This is a genomic window from Coprothermobacter platensis DSM 11748 (assembly GCF_000378005.1).
Lineage (GTDB): Bacteria > Coprothermobacterota > Coprothermobacteria > Coprothermobacterales > Coprothermobacteraceae > Coprothermobacter > Coprothermobacter platensis.
Genome location: NZ_KB899040.1, coordinates 1,020,175 through 1,041,606 on the forward strand (window position 1 = coordinate 1,020,175; position 21,432 = coordinate 1,041,606).

Annotated in this window: 19 protein-coding genes and 1 tRNA gene; 11 read left to right on the top strand and 9 right to left on the bottom strand. The window is 41.6% G+C overall.

Features of this window, described 5'->3' with window-relative positions:
- The first annotated feature begins 26 nt into the window (after nucleotides 1–26).
- A complete protein-coding gene (gene mnmG, locus D890_RS0105580; RefSeq protein WP_018963527.1) occupies nucleotides 27–1,868 on the top strand; it encodes a tRNA uridine-5-carboxymethylaminomethyl(34) synthesis enzyme MnmG in 1,842 nt (613 codons plus the stop codon).
- On the opposite strand, the gene D890_RS0105585 is transcribed toward mnmG, so the two are convergent.
- The 4 genes from D890_RS0105585 to D890_RS0105600 all read right to left on the bottom strand — a co-directional run bounded on the left by D890_RS0105585 (nucleotide 1,865) and on the right by D890_RS0105600 (nucleotide 7,406).
- Entirely contained in the window at nucleotides 1,865–3,181 is a 1,317-nt protein-coding gene (locus D890_RS0105585) for a TldD/PmbA family protein (protein ID WP_018963528.1), read from the bottom strand. The two genes, mnmG and D890_RS0105585, sit on opposite strands and share 4 nt — an antisense overlap.
- A gap of 1 nt (nucleotide 3,182) precedes the next feature.
- Complete coding sequence (locus D890_RS0105590; RefSeq protein ID WP_018963529.1) at nucleotides 3,183–4,568, bottom strand: TldD/PmbA family protein; 1,386 nt, start codon at nucleotides 4,566–4,568, stop codon at nucleotides 3,183–3,185.
- 158 nt (nucleotides 4,569–4,726) lie between these two features.
- Nucleotides 4,727–6,019, bottom strand: coding sequence for a TldD/PmbA family protein (locus tag D890_RS0105595; protein ID WP_018963530.1), 1,293 nt, complete (start codon nucleotides 6,017–6,019; stop codon nucleotides 4,727–4,729).
- A 1-nt stretch (nucleotide 6,020) separates the two neighbouring features.
- Nucleotides 6,021–7,406, bottom strand: coding sequence for a TldD/PmbA family protein (locus tag D890_RS0105600; protein ID WP_018963531.1), 1,386 nt, complete (start codon nucleotides 7,404–7,406; stop codon nucleotides 6,021–6,023).
- 83 nt (nucleotides 7,407–7,489) lie between these two features.
- Between D890_RS0105600 and D890_RS0105605 the strand changes: the two genes are divergently transcribed.
- Together D890_RS0105605 and rsmA are read left to right on the top strand one after the other, a co-directional pair.
- Nucleotides 7,490–8,239: a G5 and 3D domain-containing protein gene (locus tag D890_RS0105605; protein WP_018963532.1), complete on the top strand. Its 750-nt coding sequence runs from the start codon at nucleotides 7,490–7,492 to the stop codon at nucleotides 8,237–8,239.
- Nucleotides 8,185–9,021 carry a 16S rRNA (adenine(1518)-N(6)/adenine(1519)-N(6))-dimethyltransferase RsmA gene (rsmA, locus tag D890_RS0105610; RefSeq protein ID WP_245533152.1) on the top strand — a complete coding sequence of 279 codons (837 nt, stop codon included), beginning with the start codon at nucleotides 8,185–8,187 and terminating at the stop codon, nucleotides 9,019–9,021. The genes D890_RS0105605 and rsmA overlap by 55 nt, the downstream gene beginning before the upstream one ends.
- Here rsmA and glnA read toward each other — a convergent pair.
- Nucleotides 8,999–10,366 (bottom strand): type I glutamate--ammonia ligase, encoded by a 1,368-nt coding sequence (gene glnA / locus D890_RS0105615; RefSeq protein WP_018963534.1) that lies wholly within the window; start codon nucleotides 10,364–10,366, stop codon nucleotides 8,999–9,001. The two genes, rsmA and glnA, sit on opposite strands and share 23 nt — an antisense overlap.
- Nucleotides 10,367–10,482: 116 nt before the next feature.
- On the opposite strand from glnA, the gene D890_RS0105620 reads away from it, so the two are divergent.
- The 5 genes from D890_RS0105620 to D890_RS0105640 are packed head-to-tail and all read left to right on the top strand — an operon-like array spanning nucleotide 10,483 to nucleotide 15,072.
- Nucleotides 10,483–11,217 carry a 4-(cytidine 5'-diphospho)-2-C-methyl-D-erythritol kinase gene (locus tag D890_RS0105620; RefSeq protein WP_018963535.1) on the top strand — a complete coding sequence of 245 codons (735 nt, stop codon included), beginning with the start codon at nucleotides 10,483–10,485 and terminating at the stop codon, nucleotides 11,215–11,217.
- Entirely contained in the window at nucleotides 11,217–11,969 is a 753-nt protein-coding gene (locus D890_RS0105625) for a nucleotidyltransferase family protein (RefSeq protein WP_018963536.1), read from the top strand. The genes D890_RS0105620 and D890_RS0105625 overlap by 1 nt, the downstream gene beginning before the upstream one ends.
- Nucleotides 11,970–14,192, top strand: coding sequence for an O-antigen ligase family protein (locus D890_RS0105630; protein ID WP_018963537.1), 2,223 nt, complete (start codon nucleotides 11,970–11,972; stop codon nucleotides 14,190–14,192). It abuts the gene before it with no gap.
- A gap of 59 nt (nucleotides 14,193–14,251) precedes the next feature.
- Entirely contained in the window at nucleotides 14,252–14,671 is a 420-nt protein-coding gene (locus D890_RS0105635) for an OsmC family protein (protein WP_018963538.1), read from the top strand.
- Complete coding sequence (locus D890_RS0105640) at nucleotides 14,668–15,072, top strand: secondary thiamine-phosphate synthase enzyme YjbQ (protein WP_018963539.1); 405 nt, start codon at nucleotides 14,668–14,670, stop codon at nucleotides 15,070–15,072. Before D890_RS0105635 ends, D890_RS0105640 begins: the two co-directional genes overlap by 4 nt.
- Here D890_RS0105640 and lgt read toward each other — a convergent pair.
- Entirely contained in the window at nucleotides 15,002–15,889 is an 888-nt protein-coding gene (gene lgt, locus D890_RS0105645; RefSeq protein ID WP_018963540.1) for a prolipoprotein diacylglyceryl transferase, read from the bottom strand. The two genes, D890_RS0105640 and lgt, sit on opposite strands and share 71 nt — an antisense overlap.
- A 43-nt stretch (nucleotides 15,890–15,932) precedes the next feature.
- Here lgt and D890_RS0105650 point away from each other — a divergent pair, with 43 nt between their 5' ends.
- Complete coding sequence (locus D890_RS0105650) at nucleotides 15,933–17,111, top strand: glycine C-acetyltransferase (RefSeq protein WP_018963541.1); 1,179 nt, start codon at nucleotides 15,933–15,935, stop codon at nucleotides 17,109–17,111.
- Nucleotides 17,112–17,120: 9 nt separating this feature from the next.
- Here the strand turns inward: D890_RS0105650 and D890_RS0105655 are convergent.
- Nucleotides 17,121–17,210: transfer RNA gene (locus D890_RS0105655), tRNA-Ser, on the bottom strand.
- 85 nt (nucleotides 17,211–17,295) lie between these two features.
- On the opposite strand from D890_RS0105655, the gene murJ reads away from it, so the two are divergent.
- Nucleotides 17,296–18,849, top strand: coding sequence for a murein biosynthesis integral membrane protein MurJ (gene murJ, locus D890_RS0105660; RefSeq protein ID WP_245533153.1), 1,554 nt, complete (start codon nucleotides 17,296–17,298; stop codon nucleotides 18,847–18,849).
- Here the strand turns inward: murJ and D890_RS0105665 are convergent.
- Together D890_RS0105665 and D890_RS0105670 are read right to left on the bottom strand one after the other, a co-directional pair.
- Nucleotides 18,833–19,867, bottom strand: coding sequence for a DUF933 domain-containing protein (locus D890_RS0105665; protein ID WP_018963543.1), 1,035 nt, complete (start codon nucleotides 19,865–19,867; stop codon nucleotides 18,833–18,835). The two genes, murJ and D890_RS0105665, sit on opposite strands and share 17 nt — an antisense overlap.
- Nucleotides 19,868–19,872: 5 nt before the next feature.
- The gene (locus D890_RS0105670; RefSeq protein ID WP_018963544.1) at nucleotides 19,873–20,703 is read right to left on the bottom strand and encodes a patatin-like phospholipase family protein; all 831 of its coding nucleotides are present in this window, start codon (nucleotides 20,701–20,703) and stop codon (nucleotides 19,873–19,875) included.
- 77 nt (nucleotides 20,704–20,780) lie between these two features.
- Between D890_RS0105670 and D890_RS0105675 the strand changes: the two genes are divergently transcribed.
- On the top strand, nucleotides 20,781–21,419 hold the full coding sequence (locus tag D890_RS0105675) for a hypothetical protein (protein ID WP_018963545.1): 639 nt from the start codon (nucleotides 20,781–20,783) through the stop codon (nucleotides 21,417–21,419).
- The last annotated feature ends 13 nt before the right edge of the window (nucleotides 21,420–21,432 follow it).

Here is a 21,432-nt window from a genome sequence, read left to right on the forward strand (position 1 = left end):
AATGTTAGGAGGTATCAATCGTAACCATGTCATATGACGTAATTGTAGTAGGAGGTGGCCATGCAGGCTGTGAAGCCGCCTATATTTCTGCTAAACTCGGCGCAAAAACGCTTCTCGTAACAAGTTTCATAGATACCTTAGCGCTTTTACCTTGTAACCCAGCCATAGGTGGCCCAGGCAAATCGCAGCTCGTTAGGGAAATAGATGCTTTAGGCGGCCTCATGGGAAGAGTAACTAACAATTCTTACATACAAGCACGTGTACTCAATAAAAGTAAAGGGCCAGCAGTTTGGGCAAATAGAGGACAAGTAGACAAATACAGATATCCCAGCGAAATGTTGCACAGATTAAGTGAAACAGATAACTTAGAGATTATGCAAGCATTCGTAAATGGTCTTTTATTTGATAATGACAAAATCGTCTATGGTATCAAAACAGAAGATGGCAGATCTATTGAAGGGAAAACTGTTGTATTAACTACGGGTACGTTCTTGGAAGGGAAAATATATATTTCAAGTTGGAGCAAACCTGCCGGTAGATGGGGTGAATTTCCAGCTATAGGCATATCGAAGGACCTTAGGAACTTGGGCCTTTCCATGGGACGCTTCAACACAGGAACAACACCCCGTGTAGATGAAAAAACTATTGATTACAGCAAAGCAGACAAACAAGAAAATGATCCTGGGCTGACATTTTCATTTTGGGAAGAGCCAAACCCACCGGGTTATAAAGACGTTTACATGGTCAGGACTAATGCAGAAACAATGAAAACAGTAAGAGATAACATACAGCTTACAGCCTCTCGAGCAAGCACCATGGTAAGAATAGGGCCAAGGTATTGTCCTTCCATAGAGGAAAAAGCCATATGGTTCCCTGACAAGACGGAGCATCTTATTTTCTTAGAACCAGTGGGGTTAACTACCTGTGAAATATACCCTAACGGCCTCGCTATCTCTTTACCGGCAGATATCCAACTAAGAGTACTAAGGACTATAAAAGGGCTGGAAGAGGTTGAAATTATAAGGCCAGGTTACACCATAGACTATGATATGGTATGGCCGTCTCAACTGAAAACAACTTTGGAAGTCAAAGGAGTTAGTAACTTATTCTTGGCAGGGCAGATAAACGGTACTACGGGGTATGAAGAAGCCGCAGCACAAGGCGTAGTTGCAGGCATAAATGCAGCGCTTAAAGCATTAGGAGAAGAACCATTTGTGGTACAGAGACATGAAGGGTTTATCGGTACGCTTATCGATGAACTTACAACAAAAGAGTTAGCAGAACCATACCGTATGCTAACGAGCAGATCTGAATTTCGGATGCTGCATCGTCAGGATAATGCCATATGGCGCCTATCAGAAAAGGCACATGATAGAGGCATATTGGCTGACTCAGAATACAATAAAGTTCTTGAACACAAAGAAAAAATGAACGATGTAAGAAAGAAACTCGCAGAAACAAGCGTGAGTCCCATATACTTCCCTATTCTCAAACAATCAGTAAAAGCTCAGACCATCCTCAAAAGGCCAGAGGTGCACATCACCGATTTGCAGAATGTTATACCGGAAATAGCACAACTTACTCAAGAAGAACAGCTCACACTGGAGATTGAGAACAAATATGAAGGATACATGGAAAAAGAAATGAGTTTACTTAATTCTATTAAGAAACTCGATAATTTGAATATACCGGCTGATTTCAGTTATGAGAATCTCCCCATAAGCAGAGAAGCATTAGATGCATTAAACAAGACGCGTCCATCTACTTTAGGGCAAGCATCAAGATTGGCAGGTGTACACATGAGTGATTTAGCCGTGATTCTGGCCAACATAAAAAAACGGCCGAACAGGGGCAAAAAGTTATCTTAACCGCTTACCGTTATACCATCTAATGCTACCAAAGGGCTTACGAACCAAGGACCAGTGGGGTTAGGAAATATGCCAATAGGATAAGCTGTTTCCTCTTTGCTAGTAGCAACAATCTGCTTAAGTGCGTCCCAAATATTCCCGCTTAGAGTAATGCCACTCAAAGGAATATGCTCGCCTTTGTCGACTAAAACACCGCTGGCACCCAAGGAAAAGTTTCCACTTAGGCTGTTCAATCCACCTGAGAATATCCCTTGTAAGAAAGTAATAAGAACATACTTATCCAAGGACTCAATCGGTTGCGTACTTGAAACTTCAAAATGAACAATAAAAGGTTGTTCTGATGGTTCGTTTCGGAAAGACTCGCGGTAACCTACTCCAGTCGGCCTTTTATTGAACTGCGCGGCAGACGCTAAGGAATAGTAAGGTGTAAGGAACATTCCGTCTTTCATCAAATACGTCGTATCGATTGGAGTACCCTCTTGGTCAAAACAATACTTTTGTGGTATGCAAGGATGCTCACCGCAAAGAACCAAGCTCGCATTTTTTGCTACAACTTGACTGTTCTCCTTATGAGTGAAAAAGCTCATGCCTCTACCTACATTTGCCCCGCTAAAAGCGTTCAAGAGCATCAACCAGATTTGTGACCATTCTGGGGAGTCGAAAACTACTGGAACATCTTTCATGTTTGCTTTTACGCCATCCAAGGAACTATAAGCCCTATCCAATGCTTTCCCTACAAGTTCATCTTCGTTCAAAGATTGAGGATTACCTGTTATGTTAAGCCAGAAACTTGTATTGCTCTTTTTACCTGTAACGACGGGATCTACTTCAAAATAATAAACTTGTTCTTCAGATCGTACATGCCCCTCATTGGTGTTAAACAACTCCCAATTTTTCAATACTCTTTTTGAGATAATGTCAAATGTTTTTATGCCCTTGCTAAGAAGCACACCCGATATTTGATATGCCAAAGAGGCAAGTTCAACATTGGACTGGGCCTCAGATATTTGCTCCCCTTCGCTGCCAGGCAGCATTAGTTGGCTCTTTTCACCAATCAATGCGCACTGAGCACTATTACTTATGGTTTTTTGCATTTCATCATCGGTCATCTTGTTGCCATAACTGAAACCAATTTGTCCATTCCTAATAACTCTGACTCCATACCCATTCATATGAGATAAGGATGAATCTTCTACTTTAACCCGCCAATCAGAACCAGAAAGTCTTACACGTTCAGTTTCTTCCTTCATATAAAATATGTCACCTTGCCCATATTTTTCAGATATGGAAGGCAAATAAGTGCTAAATTCCAACCTAATCACCTCCGACAAAGATTTTCGAAATCATGACGTAAGGCTCGCCGCACCCCACAGGAATTAATTGATTCTCTTTCCCACATAACCCAGCCGAGATCTTCAAGTCTTCTTTACTGCTCACCCCTACAATATCCTTGAGCGTGGTTAACCCGTTTCCAATCATACTCACTTCTTTAAGAGGAAATGTTATTTTGCCGTTTTCAATTAGCCATGCATCGATTACATCAAAAATGAAATCTCCTGTCGCTTGATCTACTTGTCCGCCTCCAAGCATATTCACTAAAATACCTTTTTCAATAGAGGAAAGCATATCTTCATATTGATCATGACCTGGCTCAATGTATGTATTGCGCATTCTCGGATAGGGTATGCATCCATAATTTTCTCTACGACCATTTGATGAATGCGGAAAGTTCCCAATGAGATGCTCTGTATAATCACTCATATAGGAAATCAACACGCCATCCTTTACAAGGATGGTCTCCTGATTAGGAAATCCTTCGTCATCAAAAGCATTAGACCCCCACTCGCCAGGAATAATTCCTGAGTCAATAAGTGTAACTTTAGAGTTTCCTATCACTTGACCGATTTTATCCTCCATTACCGAAACGTGTTTTCTTATGAAATCTGCTTCCAGCGAATGCCCTACTGCTTCGTGGAAAATAACACCACCTGGTCCAGGTGCCAGAATAACAGGATACTCTCCTGAAGCTGGCACTATCGCTTTAAGCTTAGAAATAGACATTGCTACCGCATCCAAAGCTGTTTTTTCAGCACTGGTTTCTTCTAATAATTCCAGTCCTCCAAGTTTTCCATTAACAGAATAGCCAACTTCTGTGTTTTCACCATCTGTTGAGTAAATGCTACAAGAAATGTGAGCTCTCGGGCGCTCTTCCTCAGCATAATTCCCCAAACTGTTAAGCATTTCAACTTTAGATATTGTTTGCGTTATACGTGCTGATACCTGAATTACTTGCGGATTTTTACCTCGCGCGTATTCATCAATGGCTCGCAAATAGGTCTCTGCTTCATCCAATTTGTTCCATTTACTCCATGATGTTCCTTTCAGAGTGCCTTGCATCTTCATAGTTAAAAAAGTAGTATTAGAAGGGTGGCTATTGTTTCCTAACCTGTTTCCAAGCGTATTTGCCATGGAAATTAGATCATCTAAGGAAGGATCATCCACAACTCCGAAATAGGTAATCCCATTGTGTATTAACCTTATACCTGCCCCAAAGACGGAGCCCATAGAAGGCTTTTCAAGTTTGCCATCTCCTATAGAAAGAGTCATATCGCTCCTGTCTTCAACGTAGACATCAAAAAACTCATGAGGAAACTTGTTCAACTCTTTACCAACTTCTTCTAATAAAGATTCACCGAACAAGAAATCACCCCCATAGATTGAATCTAAGAATAATATTAGCGCAAAAATGTCTAATTTGTCGTTTTATATGCTTTTAATGTAAAGGGACATTCTGGCGTCTTTTTCAGATCTTGAAGCCAAAATGTCCCTTAAAAAGGCTTGCAAATCAATAATAATTATTATCCGCTAATGGTAATACCATCCAAGGCGACCAATGGACTTACTACCCAACTACCTGAGGGAATAGCCTCTTCCTTATCCGACGCTGCAATAACTTGATTCAAAACATCCCAAATGTTACCGCTTAGAGTAACGCCACTGACTGGTATGTGCTTTTCCCCATCCAACAAAACACCATCAGCGCCTATGGAGAAAGCACCGCTAACAGCATTGAGGCCTGAATGTATGCCTTTTAATGATGTCACAAGTAAATACTTATCGAGTGACTCTAACGTGGGAAGACCCTCTATTTGGAAATGGCAGATAAATGGAACGTCCAGTGGTTGAGTTTCAAAAGAGAACCTTCTTCCCACACCGGTAGGCACTTTTCCAAACTCTGCTGCACTGGCCAAACCATAATAGGCCTGAACAAAGGCACCTTCTTCAACTAAGAATACTGGTTGCACGTTTACGCCCTCATTGTCATAGAGGAAGTTTCCAGGAACTTTCGGGTGGTTGTTTTCCAACTTTATGCTCAAGTGGTCAGAAAGCACACGCTGAGAAAGTTTTCCTGAGAAGAAACTTTTACCACGTTCAACATTTTTACCACTGAAAGAGTCTAGCAAGAAGGACCATAGCTCTGCCCATTCAGGCGCGTCAAATACCACTGGAATGCCTTTCAGATTAATACCCTTTCCATCTAAAGAACTGTAGGCACGATCTAAGGAACGCAAAACCAGTTCATTTATGTCCAAATTCTCTGGGTCCAGGGTAACAGCAAACCAATAGTTTGCATTTTCTCCGATTCCCGATACCACAGGCATAACAGTAACCGAGTAAGCCTCTTCTGAAGACATGATATGCGCTCCAGAAGTATTCGTAAGCAACCACTTCGAAGATTCTCTTTCTGCAGTTGCTTCGAACTTTGTTATACGTTTGGATAGGTATATCTCTGATATTCTGTCGAGTATCTCATTGATGTCCGACTCGGACTTAAGTTCAGTAACTTCATTCCCCTGAGTGCTAGGTAAACTGATATTTAGCGGCTCTCCCAGTTCTGCAGCCTGAGAAGCATATTCTATACTCTGCAAAATACTTTCATCATCTGTCTTGTTCCCAAAGGAAAAACCCATTCGGCCATCTTTAATAACCCTAATACCATAGCCACTTACTTCCTTAGAAGAAACATCCTCCAAATGAGGTTGGCCTTCTACACAGCCAATGCGTACGCTCTTCATAGAAACGTCAGAATAAAATATGTCACCGGCCTCATTGTTTTTAGCTATTAACGAAACATACTTGCTGAAGTCCACCTTACTCACCTCCTATGAGGATGCGAGAAACCTTCACATAAGGTTCACCTATACCTGCTGCAACACTCTGTCCTTCTTTGCCGCACATACCAGGCATAAAATCCATGTCTTTTTCTGAACTAACTGCTTCTATGTTTTCAAGAATGCTTAACCCATTACCTACCATACTCACATCTTTAATAGGAGCGGTTACTTTACCATCTTCTATTAGGTAACCTTCAGTAACCCCAAATATAAAATTACCTGTAACAGGATCTACTTGTCCACCGCCAAATTTCAGTGCTAGTATGCCTTTCTTTATGGAAGTGAGCATGTCTTCAAAAGTATCATTACCTGGTTGAATATATGTGTTGCGCATCCTCGGATACGGTATGTATTCATAACCTTCCCTGCGACCATTTGCAGTATGGGGAAAACCGGTAAGCAAATGCTCCAGATAGTCGCTCATGTATGAGACCAGTTGCCCTTCCTTTATGAGCACAGTCTCTTGATTGGGAAAACCCTCATCATCAAAAGCATTGGAACCCCATTCACCGGGGACAATTCCTGAATCTATTAAGGTAACTTTCGAACTGGCTAAACGTTGTCCAATCTTGCCGCGCATTACGGATACTTCTTTTCTTATTGCGTCAGCTTCCAAACTATGACCTATGGCCTCATGGAATATAACACCACCAAAACCTGGTCCAAGAATTACTGGGAGTTCACCACTGGGCGCAACTACTCCTTTTAGCTTCGACACAGCAACCTTTGCAGCACTAGCGGCAAAAAACTCTGGACTGTATTTCTGCAAAAGCTCTAAACCGCCCATCTTTCCCTGGTTAGCAGAACCGACTTCCACACTACTTCCATCGCTGGCATAGACCAAACAGAACACACGGGTTCTGCTCCTTTGCTCTTCAGTAAAATTTCCTAAACTGTTGAGCACTTGCACATTGGAAATCTGTTGGCTCACTGATGACGATACTTGTGCCACTTTTGAGTCATAACTTCTGGCATAATCATCCGTAGCTTTTAGATAATCTGCAACTTCACTGAGTTGACTCCACTGCTTCCATTCATCTTTCTTTAATGGTGATTCTACTTTCCTTAAAATGAACGTATTTCCTGGATTGGATGCAGTTTGCTTGACACTGCTACTTAATTCTTTAGCAGCCACAATCAAACTCTCTAATGAAGGATTATCCACCACAGAGAAATAAGTAGCTCCATTTACAACTGCTCTAATACTGGCACCGAACACTGTGCCTACCGATGGTCTCTCAAGTTTCTTACTTTCCAGCACTAATGACTTATTTGTTCGTTCTTCTACGAAAATGTCGAAAAAATCTGGAGATATAGTTAACAACTCTTGAGCGACACGCTCTAGGTCCTCCTGCGTAAACAAGTGCGCCACCTCCTTATGCTATAATTAAGCATAACATTTTTTACAGTAATAAAAGTCCATGTAATTGTGAGGTGTAAAAAGCTATGAAGCTGTTTATATCTATAATGCTTCTGCTAACACTGTCCCTCTCACCGGTAGCCGCTTTCACAAAGTTACCTATACCGACACAAACGGTGAGCATACAAGGTAAAACCTTGAAAGTTACAAGTCCTTACACAGACAAGAACATTCTTAATGTGATAAACGCACAAGGAAATAACTATCAGGTAAAGAAACAAGGAAATATTTTACTGGTACAAAACATTGAGGTTACGACGAAGGTAAATTATGTTTACATTCCCCCAAAGGTTGTGGTTCAGCCTTCTTCAGTTGTTGCAAAAGGCAAAACAGCGATATTAAGCCAAGGTTCACCCACTGTGAAGGCTCAAACGTGGCAAATAAAGAGTATAGATGGAAAAGTGGTCAATAAAACGTTGGTAAACGAAAAAATAGTTCGCCAAGGAACAAATAAAGTTATAGCACTGGGCCAGAGTGCTTACAGAGGAGAGGCTCAAGAAATCCTCATGGTGGCAACAGCTTATAGTGCAGAAGAAGCAGGAGTTGGCACTCGCACCGCCATAGGTACGAGAGCTCGCTACGGCGTTGTAGCTGTGGACCCAAATGTAATACCCTTAGGAACAAAACTTTATATAGAAGGCTATGGTTACGCTATTGCTGAAGATATAGGCGGTAGCATAAAAGGAAACAGAATCGATGTGTATTTCAATACGATTGATGAATGCTACAGATGGGGACGCAGAGTAGTAAAAGTTTATATCCTTGGCAAGGATTAGACATACCCAAACTGCTAAGAAGCTTCTACTTAGAACCTAAGAAAAGCTTAGGACAGTCGTTCTTGATATCTGATCATGTGGCAGATAACATCGTTTCTTATGCAGGAAGCGGCGACTGTGTGATTGAAATCGGCCCAGGTACAGGCATGCTCACAGCACGGTTGGCTAGTCATTACAACCGTGTAATTGCTGTGGAACTGGACCAAAGGCTTAAACCTCTTCACGACATCGTAAAAGCCTCTTACACGAATGTGGAATTTGTTTATGAAGATTTTCTAAAATGGCACCCCGTTGAAGCTTCGGCCGTGGTTGGGAATCTGCCCTACTACATTACGACACCTATTCTGGAGAAAACCTTCTTGAATATAAAGCCCAAAGTAATGGTTATCATGGTGCAAAAAGAACTTGCACAGCGCATGGTTGCCAAACCCGGATCGAAAACTTATGGAGCATTGAGTGTTTTCGTACAAAGCTTTACAAAACCATTTGCACTTTTCAATGTAAAGCCCACATGCTTTTATCCAGCCCCAAAAGTTGAATCCAGCGTGCTTAAATTAGAAGGCAACTACAATCCTGATATAGATGCTGTTCTCCTGGAAAAGCTGGTCAAGAAGGCTTTTCAACAACGAAGAAAAATGCTAAAAAACGTCATAGGTGAAGAAACTATATTACTTGAAACAGCAAAGGAGGCCCACATTGATGTAAGCCTCCGTCCTGAACAGATAACAGTTGAGCAGTTCAACTATTGGGCATCGTTGCTCAAAGGTCAAAATATAGTTTGAATTCCTCTGCACTTGGCACTCTTGCAACCTGTAAATCTTCTTTTGTTTTCTTTTCAACCCAATTATCAATGAGAGGCTGCGGGAATACTGTCAAATAAGCATGGTCCTCTACTAATGCCTGACAGGCTTCTCTGAGTGAAGTCGCTAACATTTCTCCTTTTCCTTCTGCTGATTCCTCTATGGGCCCATAACCTAATGAAACAGGGTCCAGATTGCGTCTTATACCGTCCACACCCGCTAAGACCATTGCAGCGAAACCTAAGTATGGGTTTGTCATCGCATCAATAGTTCTGAATTCTATACGTCTTTGAGCAGGATCCTTTACGTAAGCGGGTATCCTTATTGCAGCAGTTCTGTTTCCTAAACCGAAAACGGCAGAAGTAGGTGCCTCAAAACCCGGAGTCAATCTCCTGTACGAATTTGTCGACGGATTTGTAAATGCCATTATTGATTTACCATGAGTCAATATTCCTGCTATATATGAAAGCGCCATGTTGGAAAGCCCGAACAATGCTTCCCCGGTAAAAATATTGACACCATTCTTTACAAGATACTGGTGTACATGCATTCCGTTTCCTGCTTCATCGTATAAAGGTTTCGGCATAAAGGAAACAACATACCCCATCTTCTTTGCAACATTTCTGGCAACATATTTAACAAGCATGGCATAATCGGCAGCTCTCAATGCCTCGGCAAAACTAAGTTCTATTTCAACTTGGCATGTTCCTACTTCGTGGTGATGGTACTTAACTGGAACACCAAGTTTGAGCAGCTCATCAACAATCGCTCCACGTACCTTAGCCATGGTATCGAAAGGTGGCACTTGTTCGTATCCGCCTTTCTTATCTATGAAATATTCGCCTTTACTGTTACTATTCCAGAAACCTTCCTCCGCGTCTACTTCGTAAGAGACTTGATTATGGCTGATTTGAAATTTAGCACTATTGAAAATGTGAAACTCATATTCCGGAGCCAGCATAGCATTCTCTGCTACGTCAGATATGGAACTGATAGCACTCCTCAATATGGTTCTGGGGTCTAATGGACTATACTTACCATTATCCACATTGTATACATCACAAATCATGGATAGCAGTTTTTGGCCATCTAAATCTTCTATGAAAGCTGTACTTGGATCGGGCACCATCAATAAATCACTGGAAACAACATTTGCATACCCTAAGTTTGAGGCATCAAAACCGACACCTTCCACGAACGTTTTCTCACTAAAATAGGTGTTGGCCAGCGTCACATGATGCCAGCGCCCCCATATGTCCGTAGTTTTCAAATCTACTTGCGTTATTCCTTCGTCTTGAATCGTTTTCATTACTTCGTCAATCGTCAAGGTGTGCACCTCCCATTTTGTATAATAGCAATATTAATAATACTGTACTTTTAAACGCGGCATATAGCGTGCAGCAGAAAGGATGAGGCACATTTACCTAAAGGTGCTGTGGCACTATGGAAAAGAGAACAGTGAGAGCTAAGATAAACCTTACATTGGATGTAACTGATAAAGCTGAAAATCTCCACCGCATCCGTTCCCTATTTCTAAAAGTCCCTATTGAAGCTGAAGGCATGTTTTGGGATAGCCCTGGACTTTTTCGTATGGAACATCTTGAAATCCCATACAATCAGTCAAAAGCATATAAAACATACAAGAAACACCCATGCTCCGCCTACATATATAAATCCGTACCAACTGGTTTTGGCTTAGGCGGTTCCTCAGCAGATGATGCTCTCATAGCATCATACACACACGTTGAGCCATCTACCAGAGATGCCTATTTCTTGATGGGAAAAAGCAAACTCGCCGTAGTCGAAGGAGACCAAAGCGTGATAAGTCCGGTGCCTTTGCCATTTTCGCTTGAACTCATAATTGTATTCCCTGAGTATACTTCGCAAACAAGTGAACTTTATAGACGGTGGGACGAAGCTCCATCGTATACAGACTTCACTCGGCGTGCTCTTGAAGCTATTCAGAAAGGCGATAAAGACACCTTTGAAAGAAGCTTTGGTAATGTGCTTGAGACGTATGTGGACGACCAATTAGCCGAAGTCAGAAAATACTTGGGAACATGCGGTCCTTTTGTTATGACAGGTTCAGGGTCAGCTTTTTTTGCTCCCTTGAAGAAAATCAAGACATATCCTAAGTTACCATATAAAATATTGTTTATAGAAAGGTGGTCACCATAATGATGGATGTTGGTATATTAGTTTTGGCAGGTTCATCAAAAGAAGAATGGGTTGAAAAATATGGAGTAAGAAGTAAGTTGGAATTGCCTGTTGCCAATGATGACCCTTTGATAGTTCATACATGGAACAGTGTAAGAGAAACTGGTTTACCTGCTATTATTGCCACAGACCAGTGGTTGGCCGACAAATATCGTCTTGAGCCTAACGTAGAGGCCACCTCAAATATCGTACAAACGTTGGTTAATGCGGCTCAGAAATTAGATACAAAATATCTTCTTATCATATCAGCAGATATGCCTTTTATAACGGCTGATGATATAAAGCAACTACTGGCAGAAGCTGAAGCTGGAGGTGATCGCGGTGTTTATGTACTCATAGTTCCCAAAGATGCCATAGAAGAAGCATTCCCAGGTGCTCCCAGAACATATGTAAAAATCAAAGAGGGCTATTTCAAACTGGCTAATGGTGTGCTTCTTCAGAAAGAGCTTTTTCTAAAAAATGCTGATTTAGCAGATGACTTGCTCGGAAACAGGAAGAATCCACTGAAAATTGCTTCTATGTTGGGTATCGGCACAATATTCAGAGCTATTACTGGTCGCCTAGATGTGCCTTATATATGGAAAATGATCGAGACAAAGTTTCACACAACAGCATACCCTGTATTCACATCGAGACCGGTGTTCGGTTTTGACATAGACAAGGAAGAACATTATACAAAAACATTGGAACTGTTGAAGAAGGAGGCAGTTTAAATGGCTAAAAAAACAAAACAACAAACAGCAACGGCAGTGTCCCCAACACTGATGCTCAGTTTGAGTCTGGTTTTACTTATCTTCCCCATAGTCTTTTATTCACGTTCGGTAACACGTGCTTTTGACCTTACAAAATCAGCCATGTTCACGTGGCTCTGGTTGATTATAGGTTCCTGGGTTTTGTTCTTAAATCTAAGAAGAAGTGATAAGTGGATAAAGACTCCTCTTCTCATACCCATTATTGGTTATGCTGTGTCTTTAGTTTTCTCTACTGTATTTTCTATCACTCCCATCGTTTCATTCTTAGGCGTTTATGAGCGCCAAATCGGGCTTATCGTGCAATTACAAGCCATATCATTAGCATTCATCTTTGCAGGTATCATAGACAGGAAAAACTTCGTCAATATTTTTGTAGATACTGTCATCGTTTTTGGAACAGTAAATGGCTTAATTGGTCTTAGTCAGTTTCTTGGTTTCGACCCTCTTGGATTTGTTTCCGCTTATGGCACACAAGCATTCGGATTTTTGGGTAACCCAGACTTTTTTGGTCCTGTAATGGTAATCACGACCTTTCTCACATTAGGTCGACTGCTAAGCGACCAGGGAAGTGAAAATAGTTGGATATGGCTTGGCCTGTTTTTTGTTCAATTCCTTAGTCTTCTTCTCACCGCTCAAGGCGGTTTCATGGGTGCATTCGGCGGCTTAACTATGACTGTACTGCTATTCTTTACATTCCTAAGTAAAGAAGAACGTACAAAAACACAAAAATGGCTTTACATTGCCGTGGCCAGTGCACTTATTGCCTTTGTCATATCGTTGCTTATTTATCCTTCAGAAAGAAGCGTTAACGTGTTTTCTGGTGCTCTCGGTTTTGGAGTGGGCCTAACACTTTGGGCGTTTCTGAATGCCCTTTTTATAGACAAAAAAGCCTCTCCAAAGCTTTGGAGAACGTCCGTGGCACTGATTGTAATCATTGTAATCGTCGGCGCTGTAGGTGTGTTTGAAATCTATTCTATGTCTCCGTCTTCAATAGCAGATAAACTGGGCGGAACCGTAGGAACTCGGTTGGTGTTATGGAAGCACACGGTGGGTTTTTCTTTACAGAATACGCTACACGGAAGGATATTCGGCATTGGTATAGAAAGCTTTAGACGTGGTTTTATGCAGTATAAACCATTAGAGCTATCACAGTTAGAACCAAATGTTAATTATGATGATCCGCACAATAACTTCCTTGGTGTTCTCGCGAAGGTAGGCATAGTAGGGTTCATCTTCTACATATGGATGTTCATAGCTGCCGCTGGCATGCTCTACAAGACATTAAAATCGGTGGATTCAAAGAAAGAAAAATTGCTTGTCCTGGGAATAACGGCCTCGTTAATAGCTTACGCTACAAACTTGGTAACTATTTTTGACATGCTTCCTTCACTTATGATGTTCTATGCACTATTAGGGCTCATAATTGCCGTTTATAATCTGTATGCCAGGGAAGAAACAGAGCAAGAAACGCAAAAAAACACGCTGTTAAAGTTCATACCTACCTTAGCTTGGGCAGTGCTGCTCGTACTATGTATCTACAACAGCTACTACTACGTTAATGCTTGGGTAGCAGAGTCGAACTTTAGAAAAGGCTATGGAAACATGAGTTATTATGAAACAAATCAATCTTCACTTACCGATGAGCAAAAACCGCAAGTTATACAAAGTTCTCTCTACTACCTCGATCAAGCTATGAAGTACAACCCCAATGAGTCGTACTATGCTATTAACTATTTGAGGTCAGCATCATACTACTGGGATCTAACAAAAACATCAAGCCCTACGGAAGCAAATAACGTAATAGCCACTGCCATTGCTAAGGCTGAAAAATACGGATCAACCACGTGGGCTCCTGAAAATCTATATGCTACATTGGGAAATGTTTACGCAAAAGTTGGCGGCTTGGATGAATCAATAGAGTATTTCCAGAAAGCAGTGAGCTGGGACCATCAATTCTACTCTGCGCGCATGAATCTTGCTATTCTACTTTCTAATCGCGCTCAAAGTGAAATAGCGGCAGGTAGCAAAGATGCAGCGGTAAAAGATTTGAACGACGCTTTAGAGCAAATCAAGTATGCACAGCAAGTATTGGCATTAACCAAAGATACCAATTTGCTAAGTGTTCGCAGCCAAATGGCGAGCATACAAGCATCCATAGAGAGCATGCTCAGTAGCGTGAAGTAGGACCATGACAGGAACGCGTTTTTTGAGGTATGCTTTAGTTAAGGGAGGTGCTTATTACAATGTCGACATTAAGTGTTGAAGTAAACCAGGTTGACGGGATGCAACTATTGGCACGAACAGGAAGTGGGTTTGCTTTCGTAATGGATAGTACGAAAGACAATGGCGGTCTAGACGAAGGCCCTCGTCCCAAGGAAGTACTGCTCACAGCATTAGCAGGCTGCACTGCCATGGATGTCATCTCCATTTTGAAAAAGATGCAAGAGCCTATTCAGAGGCTGGTAGTTAAAGTCGAAGGAGAAACAGCGGAAGAACACCCCAAGTATGTCAAAAAAATCTCGCTTACATACATTGCTTACGGTAATGTGAAAGAAGATAATCTGAAAAAAGCTGTGGAACTTTCTCAAGAAAAATACTGCGGTGTCAGTGCGACACTCAGACCTGACATCGAGAAACACATTAGTTGGGAGATACACCCATGATAGAACTTACAATAAAGACTTCTTCCAGAAGAGCTTCCATAGATATCACGAAGCAAGTAGAAGATGCAGTCCGGAGTGCAGGCGTTAGCGAAGGTATATGCACGATTTATGTTCCTCATACCACGGCTGGGCTTACGATAAACGAGCATGCTGATCCGTCGGTCATCCGTGATGTCATGAATGCGTTAGTGAAACTGACAGCTGGTATGGAGTGGACACATTTGGAAGGAAACTCAGACGCTCACTTCTTGTCTTCCATAGTAGGAACTTCTATAACCATACCTGTGCACCAAAGCAAACTTTCTTTAGGTACATGGCAAGGTATTTTCTTTATGGAATTTGACGGTCCTCGACAACGTAAAGCTTACGTCCAAATTTCAGAGTCAGTGCGTACAGAATAGAACACACAACGATAAGTACTAAAGACAGTATTTGAGCCGTATGGAGCCCCCATAATGATGGGGGTTCTATACGGAAGAACTCCACCACAAAGCGAATTGCACTGTAGATTATCAAATATTCGAAAATCAATTGCCCTTTGAATTTTCTCTTATGTAAGAACCTGTAAGCCAAAATGGTTGCTCCTATAAGGCAAAGTACTCCTTCATAAAAGAACGTTGGATGGTAGAAAGCTTGCTCATAGTAGTTAGGCAGGCGATGAGCAGGATCAATAAACATTTTCCATGGCAAAGATGTGGGATAACCGTAAAGTTCTTGGTTAAAAAAATTACCAAAACGGCCGAAAGCCTGTCCTATGAGCAGGATAGAAGCACCCAAATCACCCAAGTCAAGTGTTTTCAATCCTACCCAACCGTAGAACAGAATCAGCGCAAGAACTCCAGCAACAATAGTTCCATGTATGGATAAACCAGAAAGCCCAAAACCGTTTGGCGTTATGCCAATGACCTCCAAAGGGTGATTTTGAAAATACTCTGCATTCTGTAGCACAAACCCCAGACGAGCACCTACCAAACCCAGAGGGATAGAAACTAAAGCAAAACGATCTATGAGGTCCTCATCTATGCCTTTTGTTGGACCAAGCAAAAGTGCAGCAATATAGGCAAATACCGCCCCCATGGTTATCATTAGTGCATACAGGTGAAATGGCCCTAAGTTACTTGGTATGTGCTTACTGCCAGAGAAGAAACTAAAAGCATACAAGCTTATAACGATAAAAACAAACCAAAGAAATACGTAAAACCCTCTGATTTTTCTCATGAAACATATTATACTAAATGAAGATTAAGGAGGCGGTAAGAATATGATGCCTGTGGAAGATTTCGAAAGGGAGTTAAAAGAACGAAAAGAGCAAGGCTTGTACAACACTATCAGAAAAATTGGGTCACCTCAAGGTGCATGGATCATTGTAGATGGTAAAAAAGTCTTAAACTTATCTTCAAACAATTATTTAGGCTTTGCCAACCACCCACGTCTAAAAGAAAGTGCAAAGAAAGGTATAGACGACTATGGAGCAGGGCCTGCTGCGGTAAGAACCATAGCAGGAGACCAGTTACCTCAAGAGCAGTTAGAGGAAATGCTGGCTGCATTTAAAGGTGCCGAAGCGGCCGTCCTCTATCAATCTGGTTTTTGTGCCAATTTGGGCACCATACCAGCATTGGTAACAGAAGGTGACGCCATATTTTCTGATGAATTGAACCATGCTTCCATCATTGATGGATCGCGCTTAAGCAGAGCCAAAATTATTCGCTATCCTCATCTGGATGCAGAGGCATTGGAAGACATATTGAAACAGGAAAGAGGAAACTACGCTAAAGCCATGATCATTACTGATGGGGTGTTTTCTATGGACGGTGACATAGCACCCATGGAAAAACTTGCTGACTTAGCTGATAAGTACAACTGCATGCTTTACGTAGACGATGCGCATGGTGAAGGTGTATTAGGAAAATCAGGCAGAGGCATTGTAGATTACTTCGGCCTTCAAGGACGTGTAGACGTAGAAATAGGAACGTTGTCCAAGGCATTTGGTGTCGTTGGTGGCTTCGCAGCAGGCAGCAAACTTTTGGCAGAAGTGCTTAAGCAGAAAGCCAGACCATTGCTTTTCTCATCTGCGCCTACTCCAGCAGATGTTTATGCTTGTATGGAAGCAGTAAAAATTCTTCAGGAATCTGATGAATTGGTTAACAAACTTTGGGATAATGCTAAGTACTTCAAAGAAAGCATGTCTAAAGCAGGTTTCGATTTAGGAAAGAGTCAAACACCTATAACGCCTGTAATGATAGGTAATGAACTGACTGCACAAGAGTTCTCTAAGAAGCTATTTGAGAGAAACGTTTTCGCCCAAGCAATCAGTTATCCTACGGTTCCCAAAGGCAAGGCTCGTATGCGCGTCATGATATCGGCAACACATGAAAAGAAAGATCTGGATTTTGCGTTAGAGCAGTTCACCGCAGTTGGTAAAGAACTCGGCGTAATTTAAAACATGTTTTGGCGGAGGGGGTGGGATTTGAACCCACACAGCCGTCAGGCTGCCCTCGGATTTCGAGTCCGGGCCCTTGCCAGGTTCGGGCACCCCTCCGCCTTAAATGTTAACACATCGCCATTTATGTTAAATTTTTCTCTCCTCCCTTTATTTGCACGACCATGATAAGATATAAATGCTTATGGAGAACGAAAAAGCTAAAACTCAACCGAGCTTAAGAAAAGCCACTGGGCAAGTAACTATCGCTGTTTTCATAAGTCGTATAACAGGCTTTCTACGAGAGATCGCTTTAGCATCCATATATGGCTTAAGCGGTATAAGAGATGCTTACAATATTTCTCAGTACATTCCTAACCAATTAGGAAGTCTTTTGAACGCTTCTACGTCCGCTGGGTTGATACCACTCTTCATGAAGCTGAAACATGAAAAGGATGAAGAAAGTGCCTGGACAGCAGCTAATGCGATACTCGGAACATCAGCTTTGACCTTAGCAGTTTTTTCCATTGTTCTCTCCGTAGTACCTCAACCATTTATTTCTTTGTTTGCACCAGGTTTTTTGAAAGAAAGCGGTTCGCGTTTTGCATTAGCCGTTTATTTTTTACGTTTCACTGCTTTTTCCACGCTTTTTATCGTTATGAACGGTATGCTTACCGGCCTTTCCCAAACATATAAAGACTTTGTCCCCTACATGATATCTGCTCCCATCCAGAACATCATCATACTAATTTTCATTCTCTTGGCTTACTTTTTCTTCCCACAGAAGAGTGTTTTGTTTTTGGCATTGGGCACTATGATTGGTGCTGCCGTATTTGTGCTCATCCCGATGGTACGAATCTTAAGAAAACAGCCTACATATTTCAAGCCATTTGTGGATTTTAAAAATCCTTATGTAAGAGACTTCCTTGTACTATCTTTCCCAATACTGTTGGGAAGCTCTGTGCAGTACATAAATGTTTTAGTAGATCAAATTATGGCTTCATTTTTGCCTGTTGGTAGTATTGCAGCTTTGAATTATGGGAACCAACTTATGACTATGGTAGTTGGTATATTTGCAGCAAGCATCTCTGCCGCTTATTATCCCTATATCATAGAGGACTTTAACAACGGCGCTTACACTGACCTCAATGCACGTGTGCAGAAAGCATTTGACCTCATACAAGCCATTATGATTCCTTCTGCTGTGGGACTTTTAATTTTAGGTTTTCCTTTAGCGAAATTGCTTTTTCAACGTGGAAACTTTTCTATCCATGATGCACAGGTAACAGGTAAGCTCGTAAGTGGTTATGGCTTGGGCTTATTCGCTGCCGGTTTGAGCATGCTGTATCCACGGCTTTATTACACTACAGGAGATACAGCAACACCAATGAAGATAGCAAGCTTAGGAGTGGTTATAAATGTTTTACTCAATTACATTCTTGCGTTTCCACTAAAGATGGGTGCTTTCGGCTTATCCATCTCAACATCCATAACCATATTTGTCAATGTTGCACTTTACCATTATCTATTAAGAGGGAAAATTCCTCATTTGTCTTTAAGACCTTGTCTTACCCCCATGGTAAAGTCCGTCATAGCTTCCTTGCTTATGGGGGTTATCACTTACACAATGTATAAGGCGCTCCCATTAAGGGACCTGTACACCGTTTTAAATGTGTTCATCTCCATAGCGGTGTACGCTGCCCTCATGGTTATATTTAAGCACCCCGTGGTAAATGATTTAATTAAACGTGAAATCTAAAGTAGAGAACATCATCTTCCTTGATAACGTAATCTTTCTTTTCTAACCTTACAAGCCCTTGGCGATGTGCCTCTTCCCAACTGCCGACTTTTGCCAAAACTTGCCAATCTACAACCTCTGCTCTTATAAATCCGCGCGCAATGTCAGAATGTATGGCTCCTGCAGCCTCAACAGCAGTAGCACCTTTTCTTATAGTCCAAGCGCGTGCCTCTTTCTCTCCAGCCGTCAGAAAAGACTGCAGCCCCAGAAGGTCATAAAGCGTCTTTGCTAAACGGACCACAGCTGGTTTATCTATGCCATATTCCTGCAGAAAGCTTTTTTGCTCTTCAGGTTCCAGCGATGCAATTTCCGATTCCAATTCAGCGTTAACGTTCAAAGACAGCCGCCCCTTTTCCCTCGCAAAAGACATAAAACCTTCTATTAGGTTCTTGTCCGTGTTTTCATCGACATTGAGTACATAAATCTGCGGCCTAGCTGTTACAAAACCCATTTTCCTTAGCTGCTCTTTTTCTTCATCTCCTAAATCCGTTCCATAAATAAGTAACTGCTCACCTTCTAATACCTTTGACGCCTTTTCCAAAAGGGCTTTCTCTTCTGGCAATATTTTTCTGGCACTAAGCCTTTTTTCGGCCATATCCATGTCGGCAAAAATCAGTTCTGTGTCGAGTGTCTCGGCATCTTCCTGAGGATTGATACGTCCTAATGGATGAGGTACAGATGCATTTTCAAATGCATGCACCACATGTACTAAAGCGTCTACACCGCGGGCGCCTTCAAGGAACCTTGACGTACTTTTTCTGTCTTTTGGATCCACTCCGGGCATATCCACAATGTTAATGGAAGCATACACAACCTTTTTCGACTTAAAGACCTCAGCGAGTGCATCAACCCTTTCGTCTGGAACCAATGCTGCCCCAATGTTTATCTCTTTGTCCTTTACTGGTACTTTATTCCCTGTCAATGCTTTGAAAAGTGTGGTTTTACCCGATAATGGCAAACCTACTATGCCAACTTCCATATATGTTATTCTCCTCCTTCTATGGGCAATACTCTCTTGAACATGCGTTCAAGTTCAGGAAGCATCTTTTCAGTCGCTTCCTCGCCCTTTTTTATCATCTGTTCAGCTCTTTCCTTAATAGACAAACTGGTGTCATTTGCGCAAGCCAGATCTGGCTCAACGGTTACAAACCAGAAAGCCTTTTGACGCTGCGCCGTAGACCAAAGCATAGCGTCAGACGTTCTCAACAATGTCGTTAATGGTTTCTTTAGCTTGTTTTTGGGCAGTTCCCATCCAACATAATTGTCGTAGCTATATAAGTTTACAGCCATTACAGGTATATTACTTGACCTAAAAACATCCACAGGCAGAGGTTCAAGTATGCCACCATCAGCCAACACCATGCCATCTTTTTCCAATGCTGGAAATACACCAGGAACTGCTATGCTAGCACGCACAGCAGTCACCAAATCGCCATGCGTAAACCAAATAGTTTTAAAGTGTATCAGATCGGTAGCGCATATATACGTTGGAATTCTCAATTGGGAAAAATCCTCCACCAATATCAGGTCATGAACAGATTTCATCATTCTGTCTTCGCTTATGTGATTAGATATTACAGTGCTCCAAGAACTATAAGTGAAAAGTGTTTCAGCAAATTCCAGTGAATATCGTTCCATATCCTCCACACTTAACCCTTTTGCATATAATGCCGCCATAATGCTGCCTACAGAACAACCGGATATAGCATTTACTTTTATACCTTCACGCTCAAGCACTTTCAACGCACCTACATGAGCAAAACCAAAATAACCACCCGAACCAAGGGCCAAGTTTATTTGACGGACATTTGTCATATTCATCACCTCATCCTTTTAGTATTAATATTATCTATGTAAGATAAATAAGATGTGTAACTACATGGGAGGTACTTATGTGCAGAATTGCTTTGTTTAACAGAGAGGGGCTGCAATCATTCGGTCAAGAACTGCCACCGTTATCTGATTTTCTGTCTTTTTTGGAACTAAGGAAGGGAGGAGACGGAAACGGATTTGCTGTTTTAAAAGAAAATGGAGAAGTCGTTTGCGAAAAAGGGATGCCTGATAAATTTAATCCTCAGATTTGTGCAGAACGTCTTTATGAGTTTCAAGAGGAAGGGAATTGGTTTCTTTTTCATACGAGAAAAGCCTCCGAAGGGCTACCCGCAGTGGAAAACCAGGTACAGCCCATGTTAATGGGGCCTTACGTACTCTGCATGAATGGGACAGAGAAAGACCTTTTGCCCATGGCTTCACAGATGAACATGAGCGATACACAGCTCATTTTAATCAAAACAGTAATGGATAAGCTTTCTCCCATTTCGTTGCTTCGATACCATAGCAACTTTGCTGGTTTTTATAATGGAAATCCATTTCTTGTCAAGAACCGTGATGTGGACATGCATCTACATTACAATAAAATATCAAATGCTATTGTATTTGCTTCCGAGTTTCCAGAAGAAGTAAGAAACTTTAATGTGCCAGATATATTCTATTGGGATAATAACGAACCTGTTGAACAACTTATTTCATAAAATGATGGGCCTC

Excerpts from the sequence above, each read along its gene's own strand:
- mnmG (WP_018963527.1), top strand. The coding sequence starts at position 27 with ATGTCATATGACGTAATTGTAGTAGGAGGTGGCCATGCAGGCTGTGAA.
- D890_RS0105605 (WP_018963532.1), top strand. The coding sequence starts at position 7,490 with ATGAAGCTGTTTATATCTATAATGCTTCTGCTAACACTGTCCCTCTCA.
- rsmA (WP_245533152.1), top strand. The coding sequence starts at position 8,185 with ATGCTACAGATGGGGACGCAGAGTAGTAAAAGTTTATATCCTTGGCAA.
- D890_RS0105620 (WP_018963535.1), top strand. The coding sequence starts at position 10,483 with ATGGAAAAGAGAACAGTGAGAGCTAAGATAAACCTTACATTGGATGTA.
- D890_RS0105625 (WP_018963536.1), top strand. The coding sequence starts at position 11,217 with ATGATGGATGTTGGTATATTAGTTTTGGCAGGTTCATCAAAAGAAGAA.
- D890_RS0105630 (WP_018963537.1), top strand. The coding sequence starts at position 11,970 with ATGGCTAAAAAAACAAAACAACAAACAGCAACGGCAGTGTCCCCAACA.
- D890_RS0105635 (WP_018963538.1), top strand. The coding sequence starts at position 14,252 with ATGTCGACATTAAGTGTTGAAGTAAACCAGGTTGACGGGATGCAACTA.
- D890_RS0105640 (WP_018963539.1), top strand. The coding sequence starts at position 14,668 with ATGATAGAACTTACAATAAAGACTTCTTCCAGAAGAGCTTCCATAGAT.
- lgt (WP_018963540.1), bottom strand. The coding sequence starts at position 15,889 with ATGAGAAAAATCAGAGGGTTTTACGTATTTCTTTGGTTTGTTTTTATC.
- D890_RS0105650 (WP_018963541.1), top strand. The coding sequence starts at position 15,933 with ATGATGCCTGTGGAAGATTTCGAAAGGGAGTTAAAAGAACGAAAAGAG.
- murJ (WP_245533153.1), top strand. The coding sequence starts at position 17,296 with ATGGAGAACGAAAAAGCTAAAACTCAACCGAGCTTAAGAAAAGCCACT.
- D890_RS0105665 (WP_018963543.1), bottom strand. The coding sequence starts at position 19,867 with ATGGAAGTTGGCATAGTAGGTTTGCCATTATCGGGTAAAACCACACTT.
- D890_RS0105670 (WP_018963544.1), bottom strand. The coding sequence starts at position 20,703 with ATGACAAATGTCCGTCAAATAAACTTGGCCCTTGGTTCGGGTGGTTAT.
- D890_RS0105675 (WP_018963545.1), top strand. The coding sequence starts at position 20,781 with ATGTGCAGAATTGCTTTGTTTAACAGAGAGGGGCTGCAATCATTCGGT.